Below are 12,717 nucleotides of genomic sequence, written 5' to 3'. Positions count from 1 at the left end.
CACCCGGTTACAGGCCGGGTGCCCGAAGGATATCCCGGTCTGTTTTACTAAGCCGCCCAGACGCCGGCCTCGCTACCTCGGCTTCTCTCCGACAAGCAGCAGCGCCGGGTGATCCATCTCGATCCCTCGCTCCGTCTGGAGCTTGCTGAGCTTGTGTTTGAGTACGGAGAGGATCCGCTCTCGACGCTCGTCCCCCACTCCGGAAAGAAACCTTCCCGAACTGCTGGCTGAAAGAAACGCGATCACTTCCTCCGGGTCTTTTGCATAATCCGCAAAGGGGAAGACCTGGCAATCGACGTTCCGGAATCCCGCCTGCTCGGCCAAAGTCCGGAGTTCCTTCTGACTCATCTGAAAAGGCGACACAAAGAGATCCGGAGGCACCTCCCCCAGCACTTCTCGAATCGAAGCCCGGATCAGCTTCCGCACGCGGGATGGCTGATTCTTACTCCCGGTGCTGATTCCGATCCTCCCCCCCGGTTTCAGGATCCGATAGATCTGTCGGAGGGTTTCCTCCTTCTTGTCGATCCAGTGGAAAACGTAATTCAGGTAGACCCGGTCGAAAGAGCTGCTTGCGAAGGCGGAGAGGTTGTCGGAGCCGGCGACCTCGAACGAGAGGCCAGCCGCCTCTCTTCGCTTCGCGATCGCGATCCGCTGAAAGGAAGGATCGATGCCCAGCACCTTCCCCTGCGGACCCACGAGGTTTGCCACATGCTGCGCGAGCCTCCCGGTTCCACAACCGAGATCCAAGACGGAATCACCGGGTTCGATCGAGAGAAGCGAGATGAGCTTCTGCCCTTGGATAAATTGCGGCGTGCTCACCGCCTCGTATCGGGCGGCGAGTTCCTCGGACTCCCTGGGAGGAGGAACCGCGGGAGCGGCTCCGAGGGAACTCAGGCCGGCTGCGAAGCACACAAGCGAAAGCAGCGCGGGGAGAAGGTTCATGGAAGGACCTTGGCATCGCATGACATAAAGCCGCTTCTCGGCCGTTTCCCCCGGGGAAAACCGGCTCGGCTATTTTTAATACGCCTTTCCCAAAAGGGCCCAGTGACTCCCAGGCTTTCCGGTGAAAGGACAGATGCCTCTCTCCGACGCCTGATCGAGAGGAATGCAACGAATCGTGACCCTCTGCTCTTCCTGGATCTTTTCTTCCAGCGCGGCATCCCCCGCCCACGGGAGTTCGGCGAACCCTCCGTGAATCTCGGGCTTTTCCGGATCTCTCGGGGTAAAGAACTCGACAAACTCCTCGCGAGATTCGATCCGCCGGGTATGGGCCTTCCGAAAGGCATCCGCCCGCTCCCAGAATCCGTTCTGGATCTCGGCTAAAATTTGCTCCGCCCCTTCCACGAACTGCCGCACCGACAGGGAAAGGCGTTCCCGAGGAGAGCGATCCCGCCGACCGACCGAAAGCGTTCCCCCAGCAACCTCCCGTGGGCCGATCTCAATACGAAGCGGAACCCCCTTTTTCACCCACTCCCAGTTTTTGGACCCCCCGGGAAGCGGACGGACGTCGATCTCGACGCGAAGCGGCTCCCCGGCATAACTTTTCTCCTCCAGTTCGGCAACCAGGCGCGCGCAGGCTTCCTCGACCGCCGCCCTCTCCTCCTCTCGCCGAATCAGCGGAAGGAGCACGATCTGCGTGGGTGCGACGCGCGGGGGAAGGGCCAATCCATTGTCGTCGGAGTGGGCCATGATCAGGGTACCCACCAGCCGGGTGCTTACTCCCCAACTCGTCGTCCAGGCATGCTCCTGCCGGCCCTCCGGGGAAAGAAAGCAAATCCCGTTGGCGCGAGCGAAATTCTGCCCCAAAAAATGTGAGGTGCCCGCTTGGATCGCTTTGCGATCCTGGACGAGAACCTCCAGAGTCAAGGTTCGCACGGCCCCGGGAAAACGCTCGCGAGGCGTCTTCTCCCCTGCGACGGCCGGCAACGCGAGCATCTCCTGCAGGAATCCTTCGTAGAGCCGCAGCATGCGGAGCGCCTCCGCCTCGGCTTCCTCGGCGGTCTGGTGCGCGGTGTGCCCCTCCTGCCACAGGAACTCGCTGGTCCGCAGAAAAAGCCTGGGCCGCAGCTCCCAACGCACCACGTTGGCCCACTGGTTGATCCGCAAGGGGAGATCTCGATACGATTGAATCCAGCGCGCGAAAGCCGCGCCGATGATCGTCTCCGACGTCGGGCGGACGACCAGCGGCTCCGCGAGCGGCGCTCCCGGGACGAGGCGCCCCTCCGATGCCTCCAACCGGTGATGGGTCACCACTGCGCATTCCTTGGCGAAGCCCTCGACGTGCTCGGCCTCCTTTTCCAGAAAGCTCAAGGGAATGAAGAGAGGGAAGTAGGCATTGCGATGGCCGGCTGCCTTGATTCTCCGATCAAGCTCCCGCTGCATTCTCTCCCAGATTGCATATCCCCAGGGCTTGATGATCATGCAGCCGCGAACCTCGGAGTTCTCCGCTAAGTCCGCCGCAGCGATGACCTGCTGGTACCACTCGGGAAAATCCTCCTGCCGGGTCGGGGAAATGGCTGGCCGTTCTGTCATCTGAACCGTTGTCTCCTTCGCCCTCTTCCTAATGGATTCCTTTCCTTGAGAACAAGCGCAATGGAGAAGAGCGCTTTCCCCTTCTTGCCAGAAACCGACGCATTCCGCTATGGATATTCCGTGCCTACCGTCGCGATCGATGTTGCTTATGTTGCCGGTCTCGCGCGCCTTCGGCTCTCCCCGGAAGAGATCGAAACCTTCGGCAACCAACTGGAGCAGGTGCTCGCCTATGTGAAGAAGTTGGAGGAGGTCGATGTCCAGGATGTCGTCCTTGTCGGCGAGGAGAAAGGATTTCAAAATCGGTTGCGGCCGGATCGGGCGCTCCCCGAGCTTTCCACGAACGAGGCGCTGGAAAACGCGCCGCAACGAGGGAGCGGCCTCTTCCTCGTCCCCCGGATTCTCGAGTGAGCTTCGCCTTCTCCACGATCCAGGAGCTGCGCAAGCAGCTCCTTGCGAAAGAGGTCCATCCAAAGGAACTGGTCGAGTCCCTCCTCGATCGCATCTCCTCGGTCGATTCCAGGATCAAGGCATATAATTACCTCCACCCGGAGCGCGCCCTCGAAGCCGCCGAGAAGGCCGACGTCTCCCTGCCCTTGGGGGGGGTTCCCATCGCCGTAAAAGATCTCATCAGCGTTCGCGGCGAGCCCTGCACCTGCTCTTCCCGCCTGCTCGAAGGGTATATCGCTCCCTACGATGCGACCGTCATCGAGCGGCTGCGCGGGGCCGGGGCCATCCTTTTGGGTCGAACGAACATGGACGAGTTCGCCATGGGCTCCTCCACCGAGAATTCCGCGTGGGGCGTGACCCGCAACCCTTGGGATCTTTCGCGCGTGCCGGGGGGGAGTAGCGGAGGCTCGGCTGCCGCCGTGGCGGCTCACGAAGCGATCGCCGCCCTGGGCAGCGACACCGGGGGATCGATCCGTCAGCCCGCCGCCTTCTGCGGCTGTGTTGGCCTGAAGCCGACCTACGGACGAGTCTCCCGCTACGGCCTGACCGCCTTCGCTTCAAGCCTCGACCAGATCGGGCCGCTCACCAAGACGGTTGCCGACGCGGCCCTGCTCCTGGAGATCATCGCAGGGGAGGATTCTCGGGACAATACCTGCGAACCGGAGCCGGCGCCCTCATTTTCCGCCAAGCTCGGAGAGGAGATCCGAGGGATGACGCTCGGCGTTCCCAAGGAATACTTCGTGAGCGGGATAGATCCGGAGGTGGAGGCCGCGATGCAAAAGGCGATCGCCCACCTCGAAGGACTAGGGGCGACCCTCCGCGAAATCTCCCTCCCCCACACCTCCTACTCGATCGCCACCTACTACCTCGTCGCCACCGCGGAAGCCTCGGCCAACCTGGCTCGCTTCGACGGCATGCGCTACGGAAGACGCGCCCCTGGCTGCGACGACCTTCTGGAGACCTACGGACGAACTCGCGACGAAGGCTTCGGCCGAGAGGTGAAACGCCGGATCCTCCTGGGCACCTATTCGCTCAGCTCCGGTTACTACGATGCCTACTATCTTCGGGCGCAAAAGGTGCGGATGCGGATCCGAGAGGACTTCCTCACCGCGTTTCGCGATTGCCAGGCGATCGTGACCCCGACTTCTCCCATGCCGGCCTTCCGCCTGGGCGAACGAACCGAGGATCCGCTCCAAATGTATCTGGCGGACATCTTCACCATCGCGGTCAACCTGGCGGGCCTCTGCGCGATCTCGGTGCCCTGCGGATTTACCCAGTCTGGCTTGCCCATCGGGCTTCAAATCATCGGTCCGATGTGGAAGGAAGAGACGGTTCTCCAGGTGGGATATGCTTACGAGCAGAGCACCAACTGGCACACCCGCCGGCCCTCTTTGGGACAGGGATAAGGATGCGCTCATGACGTACGAAGCGGTCATCGGTCTTGAGGTCCACGTCCAACTGAAGACGGAGACCAAGCTCTTTTGCGGATGCCGGAACGAGTTCGGCGCCGAGCCGAACAGCCATGTCTGCCCGGTCTGCCTGGGTCTTCCCGGTGCCCTCCCGGTTCCCAACGAGGAAGCGGTCATCAAGACGATCCTCACCGGACTCATGATGGGATCGTCGATCCGCGCGCGCGCCAAGTTCGACCGGAAAAACTACTTCTACCCGGACATGCCGAAGAACTATCAGATCTCTCAGTACGATCAGCCGCTCTGCCTGGAAGGGGGAGTCAACCTCCCGGTGCTCGCTTTCCCCAAGGACGCGCAAAAAGAGGAGCAGGCTCTCGCGGGCAAGAGAGTTCGGCTCGTGCGGATCCACTTGGAGGAGGACGTGGGGAAGTCGTTCCACCTGGAGAACTGCAGCGGAATCGACTTCAACCGAGCCGGAACTCCGCTCATGGAGATCGTGACGGAAGCCGATTTGACCACGCCGGAAGAAGCTTTCGCCCTGCTCACGACGATTCGAGAAATCCTGCGTTACGGGAAGGTGAGCGACGTCGACATGGAAAAGGGGCAGCTCCGCTGCGACGTCAACATCAGCGTCCGGCCGGTGGGAACCGAAGCGTTCGGCACCAAGCGGGAGATCAAGAACCTCAACAGTATCAGCGCGGTCCGGCGGGCACTCAAACATGAGATCCAGACCCAGATCCACCTCGTTTCCTCCGGAGGGACGGTGGTGCAGCAGACGCTGCGCTGGGATGATGCGCGCGGGGAGACGATTCCCATGCGCACCAAGGAGCAGGCCCATGACTACCGTTATTTTCCCGACCCCGACCTGCTTCCGATCCGCACCGAAGGTCGCCTCCGCACCGAAGCCGAGCGGCGCATGCCGGAGCTTCCCGAAACGAAGAAGGGCCGCCTCTGCCAGACCTATGGACTCTCGGAATACCAGGCGAGCGTCCTCGCCTCGGACCCTCCTCTGGCCGAATATTTTGAAGAGGCAGCCCGCTCGACCCGCCATCCGCTCCCCTTGGCCAATCTCGTCCTCAACGACTATCTGGCTCTCCGTCAGGAAGACCCAGGACAAGTCCCGGTTCCCGCGGAGTACCTCGGCGAGTTGGCGGACCTCCAATCCGAGGGAACACTCAACTCCCGGCAGACACGAGAGGTGCTGGCGATTCTGATCCAGACGCCTCGGCCGCCGAAGGAGATTGCAAAGGAGCGGGGCCTGACCCAGATTTCGGACTCCCAAGTTCTGGAGGCCTTCTGTCGAGAGGCGATCTCCGCCAATCCAAAGAGCGTTGCCGACTTCAAGGGCGGCAAGTCGGCCGCCATCAACGCGCTCAAAGGATTCGTGATGAAAAAGACCCGCGGGCAGGCCAACCCGCAGAGAATCCATGAACTCTTGGAATCTCTGCTCCGCGAGCCCTGACCGAAAGACGCCGCGGGCGGTTGACCGGCTGCGGTTTTGCCTTGTGCTTCGCTAGCGGCTTACGTACAAGCATAGCCTTGAAGGTTTGTTCTTCGGCCGAAGCAATGGCCGTGCTGGAAAGGACCCGCTCCGTCATCTTCCCGTTCGGTTTCGGCGCAGGACGCATGCTTCCCTTCTCGGGCAAGGTTCCCAACCGATGACCCTGGTGATCGCGCTCGGCTGCTCGGCAGCGCTCCTCCTGCTGGGGATCGCTAGCTTGGCGATGCGCTCGTTTTCCGGCCGGAGCACGCTCGTCTATGCCGGCACCTTCGCCGTCAGCTTGATCTCCTTAGCTTCCAGCCTGGCGCAGCTCCTTTTCCTTTCCGGCGTCACTCCGGCGGTAACCCTTCCTGTGGGGCTACCGTGGCTCGGTGCGCATTTCCGCATGGATGCACTCTCCTCCCTTTTTTTGGCGATCCTGAGTTGGGGAGGAGTCTCGACCTCCCTTTTCGCCCTCGGTTATGGCCGCCACGAGCCGGAACCCGGACGCATCCTTCCCTTTTTTCCCCTTTTCCTTACGGGAATGAGCTGGGTCATTCTCGCCGACGACGCCTACGTCTTCCTTTTTGCCTGGGAGCTCATGTCGGTCACTTCTTGGGCGCTCGTAGTCTCCCACCATCGCGAAGAGGCCAATCTCCAGGCGGGACATCTCTATCTGATCATGGCCGTTTTTGGGGGCTTCACGCTGCTTCTGGCGTTTGGATTGCTGGCGAACTCCGCCGGAAGCTATGCGTTTTCGGCGATGCGCTCGGCCGCGTTTCCGTCATGGACGGCGGGGATCGTGCTTCTGTTGGCGACGATCGGCGCTGGTTCCAAGGCCGGGCTTTTCCCCCTCCACGTCTGGCTCCCGCAGGCCCATCCCGCCGCGCCGAGCCATGTCTCGGCGCTGATGAGCGGAGTGATGACCAAGGTAGCGGTCTATGGCTTCGTGCGAATCGTCTTCGACCTCCTTCGCCCCCATTCCTGGGAAAGCAGCCTCTTGCTGCTCTTCCTAGGAGGGGTGACCGCCGTTTTGGGCGTCCTCTACGCTCTGATGCAGCACGATCTTAAGCGTCTGCTCGCTTATCACACGGTGGAAAACATCGGAATTATCTTCATCGGCCTCGGACTTGCCCTGGCCTTTGCCACAAACCAGATTCCATGGGCCGCCGCTCTTTCGCTCACCGCCGCCCTCTTCCACACGATCAACCATTCCTTATTCAAGAGCCTTCTCTTCCTTGGCTCGGGCGCGGTGCTCGCGGCCACTGGGGAACGCGACATGGGGAAGATGGGAGGACTCATCCATCGAATGCCCGGAACGACCATCGCATTCCTGCTCGGCTCTGTCGCGATCTCCGCGCTGCCGCCCCTCAACGGCTTTGCCTCGGAATGGCTCACCTTCCAGGCGATTCTGGTGAGCCCCAATCTTCCCCAGTGGGCACTCAAGTTCCTGATCGTCGCCGTCGGAGCCCTCCTGGCCTTGTCCGCGGCGCTGGCGGCGGCCTGTTTCGTCAAGGCCTTTGGAATGAGCTTTCTCGGACGACCCCGATCTCTCCATGCCGCCGAGGCAAAGGAGACCGACCGATGGTCTCTCTCCGCCCTTTTTCTCAATGCTCTCCTCTGCCTGCTGGCCGGGCTCTTTCCGGGCTCCGTCGTCAACGCCCTGGGTCCGGTGGTCCAGGAGTTGGTCGGACAGACCATGCCGCAACAGAGTCAGCCATTCTGGACTCCGATGGTTCCGATCGCCCAACACCGGAGCTCCTACGACGCTTTCCTCCTTTTCATCCTGATTGTTCTCACCGGTCTGGCCGTGACGGGTCTTGTGCGCTGGATCGGGTTTCGCCCGATCCGACGGTCCGCCGCTTGGGATTGCGGGTATCCGGATCCGAGCCCCGTCACCCAATATACAACCGCGAGCTTCGCCCAGCCGATCCGCCGAGTCTATGCCTCCAGCGTCTTCGGAGCCCGCGAAACGGTTGACATGCCCCTGCCGGGAGAAGCGCGCCCTGCCCGAGTCACGGTAAAGATTCACGATCCGGCATGGCAGGGACTCTACGCGCCGATCATCAAGCTCGTCTGGTTTCTCGCGGACCGGCTCAACCCGATGCAGTTCCTCACCATCCGGCGCTATCTTCTCCTCGGTTTTCTCCTTCTCGTCTTCCTATTGCTTCTGCTGAGCCTATGGATCTAATTCAATCGTCCCTGATCCAGGCCGTTCAGATGATCCTGGTCCTCGTTTTGGCACCAGGCCTCACCGGCTTGGTCCGCAAAGTGAAGGCATGCCTGCTTGGCCGCCAAGGACCTCCGATCGTCCAGCCTTATCGGGATCTCCTGCGTCTTTTCCGCAAGAGTCCGGTCCTGGCGCCCAACGCTTCCTGGCTCTTCCGGATCGCCCCCTACCTCATTTTTGCCTTCACCTGGCTTGCGACCGCCCTGGTTCCCACCTTCTGCTTGGGTCTCCCGTTCGGTCCTTGGGCCGATCTCATCGCCATCATCGCCCTGATCGGCAGCGCTCGATTCTTCTTGGCTCTTTCGGCTCTGGATGTCGGCACGAGCTTCGGAGGCATCGGCGCGAGCCGGGAGGTGATGATCGCTTCGCTGGCAGAGCCCGCCATGCTCCTGGTCGTCTTCACGTTGGCTCTAGTTGCGGGTTCTACGGAACTCTCCACGATTACGGCTTTCGTCCTCTCTCCCTCCGTCGGACTTCGTGTCTCGATGGCCCTCTCGTTTGCCGCTCTCCTCCTGATTGCACTGGCCGAGAACAGCCGATTGCCGATCGACAACCCCGCAACCCATCTCGAACTCACCATGGTGCACGAGGCGATGATCCTCGAACACTCCGGCCGTCACCTGGCGCTCCTCGAATTAGCCGCCTCCCTCAAGCTGCTGCTCTACTTCTCATTGATCGGCACGATCTTCCTCCCCTGGGGCCTGGCTACGCCGGGCGCCTCTTTCTCCTCCTATCTCGCCGGAGGACTCTTCTACCTCCTCAAGCTTGCGACGGCGGGAGTCACGTTGGGTATTTTCGAGACGACGCTGGCCAAAATGCGCCTCTTTCGCGTTCCCGACTTTCTAGGAGCCGCACTCATGCTTGGCCTGCTCGCCACCCTCCTCCGTTTCGTTTCCAGCAGCCTCTGAACCCATCCCTACTTCCATGAACAGCTTCTATTTTGACGTCGCCCACCTGCTCTCCGGGAGCCTCGTGCTGGCGAGCCTCATGCTGCTCTACCAGGACCGGGTCTATGCTCTTCTGCATGTGTTCACGCTTCATGCCCTGGTTCTATCCCTTTCCGTCGCCTGGCAGGCATTCGCGCAAGATGCTCCCCACCTCTACATCACCGCAGCCATCGCCTTGGTGTTCAAAGCCATCCTGATCCCTGTGGCACTGCGTCGCATCGTCGCCCAACTGCGGATTCACCAGATTCTGGAAACCGTCGGCGGAATTGGACCGACCATGCTGGCGGGCATCTCTCTGGTGGCGCTTTCGCTGGTTGTCACGCTGCGGACCACTCCCGCAGGCGACCGCTTTTCTCGGGAAGACCTCGCCTTTGCCCTGGCGGTGATTCTCCTGGGCATGCTGATGATCGTCACCCGTCGCAATGCGATCAGCCAGGTCATCGGTTTCATGTCCTTGGAAAACGGACTGATGCTCGCCGCCGCAGGCGCCAAAGGAATGCCGCTGGTCGTGGAAATCAGCGTCGCGTTTGCGGTGCTGATCGCTTTTATCGTCATCGGCATCTTCCTTTTCCGAATCCGGGAGCGATTTGACACGGTCGACATCCTGGTCGTCGACCGATTTCGCGGAGAAAGACGATGAACCATTTTCCCTTCGATCCGACGCTCTGGTTGCTCGTGATCCCCGCCGCCTCTGCCCTGTTCCTGGCGTTCCTCCGGGACTGGCGGCTCGCGGCACGCATCAACGTTCTGGCGTGCTTCCTCTCGTTCTGCCTCTCTCTTTCCCTCCTTGCGGTCCCAAGGGCAGAGCCGGGTCGCTATCTCATGGTCGACGATCTCAACATTGTTTTCCTGGTCCTCAACGCCTTCGTCGGCTTTACCACGAGCCTATTCAGCGCGGGATATATCCAGCACGAAGTCGAGATCGGCCGGCTCACTCCGCGACTCCTCCGCTTTTACCACGCCATGTATCAGTTCCTTCTCTTCGGGATGACGCTTGCTCTCCTTGCCAACAATATCGGGGTCCTCTGGGCTTCGGTGGAGACGGCCACCCTCACCACCGTTCTGATGGTGGGGATCTACCGAACTGCCGAAGCAATCGAAGCATCCTGGAAGTATATGATGCTGAGCAGCGTGGCGATCGCCTTAGCGCTTTTCGGAACGACACTGACCTACGTGGCGGCCCGCCAGACGGTCGGAGAAGGAGCGGAGGCGATGCGTTGGAGTTCCCTTTTCACTCATGCGGCGACACTCGATCCGCCGCTGCTCAGTCTCGCCTTTCTCTTCGTGCTCTTGGGTTATGGAACCAAGGTGGGCCTCTTTCCGCTTCACGCGTGGCTGCCCGACGCCCACGCGGAAGGCCCGACTCCGATTTCCGCAGTCCTTTCGGGACTGCTGCTCAACGTAGCACTCTACTCCGTGATTCGATTCAAGATGCTCCTTGCAGGCAATCCCCATGTCCTCTCCCCTGGACCGATCCTGATCACCATGGGCTTGGCCACGGTTCTCTTTGCGGCGTTCATGCTCTACCGCCGCCGTGATATCAAGAGGCTCTTCGGCTATTCGTCGATCGAGCATATGGGCATCATCACCTTTGCCTTTGGGCTGGGGAATCCTCTGGCCAACTTTGCCGGTCTGCTCCACATGGCCCTCCATAGCCTTACCAAGTCCGGGATCTTTTTCATGGTCGGTCACATTTCCCAAGCCAAGGGCTCGCAGAAGATCGCGGATATCCGGGGTCTCACCGAAAGCCACCCTTTTCTCGGATGGGGACTCCTTGCTGGAACCCTGGCGATCATCGGCATGCCTCCTTTCGGCATCTTCCTGAGCGAATTCCTGATCGTCAGCAGCGGTTTTTCCCGCCATCCCTGGATCATCCTCCTCTTTCTTCTCGGCCTTCTCGTTGCCTTCTCGGGGCTCGTGCTCCGCGTCTCCGGCATGGCTTTCGGCAAGCCCACCGGGCGCCAAGAACCGATCCACGTGATCCCGCTGCCGTTTCTGATCCATATCCTTGCCGTCGTGACCGCCGGAATTTTTCTTCCCCATGCCGTGGTCGGCTGGTTTCGTCAAACGGCGCAACTGCTCCGGTAGTTCCCCTCGCATTCATGTCCAATTCTTCTCCAACAGGGCTTCCTGGCGCTTCCCAAGGTTCTTCCGGGTCATCGTCGGGTCCCCACCCATCGCTTCCCGAACTCCTGCGGCGAGGCAGACTCGCCGAGCGCCATCGGCCTTGGCCTCGGGCAGTCGTCGATCCCTCGATCTGGCGAATGACCGTCGAAACACTCGCTGCCGGAGGCGATTCCCTTCTTGCCCTTTGGGGTGAGCCGAATTGCGTTCACCTCTCCTTTTGGGATGCCGCCTCTGGGACAGCGGGGGTGATGACCCTACCCTGTCCGGAAGGACGTTTCCCCTCGGTCGGTCGGCTGCACCCTCCCGCTTTGCGCCTGGAGAGGACCATCCACGATCTCTTTGGACTCGTGGCCGAGGAGAGTCCCGATGCGAGGCCCTGGCTCGATCACGGGGCCTGGGAAAGCCGCTTCCCCTTAGGGAACGCCTCTCCCTCGAGCGGGCCGACCCCCTATCCTTTTCTTCCCACGGAAGGGGAGGAGCTCCATCAAGTCCCTGTCGGCCCGGTCCATGCGGGCATCATCGAGCCGGGCCACTTTCGCTTCACGGCAGCCGGAGAAACCGTCGTCCGTCTAGAAGAGAGGCTTGGCTACGTCCATCGGGGCGTGGAAGGACTGCTCCGAGGCGCGGATATAGAGCAGGCAGCCGCGTTGGCAGCGCGCATCTCGGGCGACACGACGGCCGCCTACTCCTCCGCCTTCGCTCAAGCCGTGGAAGCGGCCCTCGACGTCGAAGCCCCGCTCTTGGCTCATTGGCTTCGCGCTCTCTGTGTCGAGACCGAACGGGTAGCCAATCATCTCGGGGACATCGGAGCAATCTGTAACGATGCGGCTTTTGCGCGAATGAATGCCTTTTGTACCGTTCTTCGGGAGAAGATCCTGCGTGCCGCCGATCTCTGTTTTGGCCATCGGCTCATGATGGACCAGATCATTCCGGGCGGTATGCGCACCGTGCCGTCGGGAGAGGCGCTCCGGAAGCTCCGCGAGCTCTCCGAAGAGATTACCGCCTCCCTTCCTGGGATCCTGCAGGTCTACGAGACCACTCCCTCGCTCCAAGATCGAGTGGTCGGCACCGGAGTGCTTTCTCGGGCTCTGGCAAGCCAATACGCCAGCGGAGGGGTAATCGGGCGGGCCTCCGGACGACTCTTCGATGCGCGTTGTCATCTCGTCTATCCTCCCTACTCGAGCTTGCGCTTTTCCGTTCCCGTCCGGGAAGAGGGAGACGTCGACGCTCGGATTTCCATTCGGATCCGCGAAGTCGAGCAGAGTCTCGACCTCATCGGACAGATCATCGACGGCCTTCCCGAAGGACCCGCCTCCAAGCCCTTGCCGCAGAAGCGAGTCGCTCCCGGCGAAGGGGTTGCGCTCGTAGAAGGCTTTCGTGGGGATCTCTTCGCCTGGGTCCGGCTCGACGAGCGGGCCCGCGTCGAACGTTGTCATTTCCGTGATCCCTCCTGGTTTCAATGGCCCCTGCTGGAAGCGGCGGTTTACGGCAACATCATCGCCGACTTCCCGCTCTGCAATAAATCCTTCAACTGCTCGTATGCCG

Annotated in this window: 10 protein-coding genes; 8 read left to right on the top strand and 2 right to left on the bottom strand. The window is 61.3% G+C overall.

Going from position 1 to position 12,717, the window contains the following annotated elements; all coding sequences use genetic code 11:
• Nucleotides 1-72: 72 nt before the first annotated feature.
• Both MAMT_RS04655 and proS read right to left on the bottom strand, forming a co-directional pair.
• On the bottom strand, nt 73-942 hold the full coding sequence (locus MAMT_RS04655) for a class I SAM-dependent methyltransferase (RefSeq protein ID WP_178086916.1): 870 nt from the start codon (nt 940-942) through the stop codon (nt 73-75).
• A 75-nt stretch (nt 943-1,017) separates the two neighbouring features.
• Nucleotides 1,018-2,532, bottom strand: a complete 1,515-nt coding sequence (gene proS / locus MAMT_RS04650) for a proline--tRNA ligase (protein WP_142659847.1) — start codon at nt 2,530-2,532, stop codon at nt 1,018-1,020.
• Nucleotides 2,533-2,616: 84 nt separating this feature from the next.
• On the opposite strand from proS, the gene gatC reads away from it, so the two are divergent.
• The 8 genes from gatC to MAMT_RS04610 form a co-directional block, all read left to right on the top strand.
• The gene (gatC, locus tag MAMT_RS04645; protein WP_246186527.1) at nt 2,617-2,940 is read left to right on the top strand and encodes an Asp-tRNA(Asn)/Glu-tRNA(Gln) amidotransferase subunit GatC; all 324 of its coding nucleotides are present in this window, start codon (nt 2,617-2,619) and stop codon (nt 2,938-2,940) included.
• Nucleotides 2,937-4,385, top strand: coding sequence for an Asp-tRNA(Asn)/Glu-tRNA(Gln) amidotransferase subunit GatA (gene gatA, locus MAMT_RS04640; RefSeq protein ID WP_142659846.1), 1,449 nt, complete (start codon nt 2,937-2,939; stop codon nt 4,383-4,385). Before gatC ends, gatA begins: the two co-directional genes overlap by 4 nt.
• Before the next feature lie 10 nt (nt 4,386-4,395).
• Nucleotides 4,396-5,850: an Asp-tRNA(Asn)/Glu-tRNA(Gln) amidotransferase subunit GatB gene (gene gatB, locus MAMT_RS04635; RefSeq protein WP_142659845.1), complete on the top strand. Its 1,455-nt coding sequence runs from the start codon at nt 4,396-4,398 to the stop codon at nt 5,848-5,850.
• Between the two features lie 196 nt (nt 5,851-6,046).
• Complete coding sequence (hyfB, locus tag MAMT_RS04630) at nt 6,047-8,059, top strand: hydrogenase 4 subunit B (protein WP_178086915.1); 2,013 nt, start codon at nt 6,047-6,049, stop codon at nt 8,057-8,059.
• Nucleotides 8,050-9,006: a respiratory chain complex I subunit 1 family protein gene (locus tag MAMT_RS04625; protein ID WP_142659843.1), complete on the top strand. Its 957-nt coding sequence runs from the start codon at nt 8,050-8,052 to the stop codon at nt 9,004-9,006. Before hyfB ends, MAMT_RS04625 begins: the two co-directional genes overlap by 10 nt.
• Nucleotides 9,007-9,022: 16 nt before the next feature.
• A complete protein-coding gene (locus MAMT_RS04620) occupies nt 9,023-9,685 on the top strand; it encodes a hydrogenase-4 component E (RefSeq protein WP_142659842.1) in 663 nt (220 codons plus the stop codon).
• The gene (locus MAMT_RS04615) at nt 9,682-11,133 is read left to right on the top strand and encodes a hydrogenase 4 subunit F (protein ID WP_142659841.1); all 1,452 of its coding nucleotides are present in this window, start codon (nt 9,682-9,684) and stop codon (nt 11,131-11,133) included. Before MAMT_RS04620 ends, MAMT_RS04615 begins: the two co-directional genes overlap by 4 nt.
• 14 nt (nt 11,134-11,147) lie before the next feature.
• Nucleotides 11,148-12,717: hydrogenase large subunit (locus tag MAMT_RS04610; protein ID WP_142659840.1), on the top strand; the 1,570-nt coding region annotated here is incomplete at its 3' end.

The organism is Methylacidimicrobium tartarophylax (assembly GCF_902143375.2).
Lineage (GTDB): Bacteria > Verrucomicrobiota > Verrucomicrobiia > Methylacidiphilales > Methylacidiphilaceae > Methylacidimicrobium > Methylacidimicrobium tartarophylax.
Note: the sequence above shows the minus strand (reverse complement) of the source record. Positions and strands in the feature narration are given on the sequence as shown.